This window comes from Bacillus sp. SIMBA_026, from assembly GCF_046535335.1.
GTDB lineage: Bacteria > Bacillota > Bacilli > Bacillales > Bacillaceae > Bacillus > Bacillus velezensis.
Genome location: NZ_JAWRWX010000355.1, coordinates 1 through 250, shown reverse-complemented (window position 1 = coordinate 250; position 250 = coordinate 1). Strand labels below are relative to the sequence as shown.

1 protein-coding gene is annotated in these 250 nt (G+C 70.0%); it reads right to left on the bottom strand.

Annotated features, from left to right (window positions below):
- A partial coding sequence (locus SB847_RS21785) for a hypothetical protein (protein ID WP_410578790.1) occupies positions 1–180 on the bottom strand: 180 nt, incomplete at its 3' end.
- Positions 181–250 lie beyond the last annotated feature (70 nt).

The following is a 250-nucleotide window of genomic DNA, read 5'->3' as shown; positions in this document are numbered from 1 at the left end:
AGCGCCCACCGGTTCGCCGTCGGGAACCACCATGGTGGGGAACGTGGTAAAGCCGTGTTCGGTGAGCCAATCCTGGATGACCGGACCGGTCTCGTCCGGGTAAAGGCCCGCCGCCGCGCGGGTGGAGGCAATCACGACGCCGGCCTTCCGCGGCCCGTGGTGCGGCTCGCAGGCGTTCATGAGCGGGGCTCGGGTGACGCGGGCTGCTCGGCGTCCAGCGACCAATCGCCGCTCTTTCCGCCACTCTTGG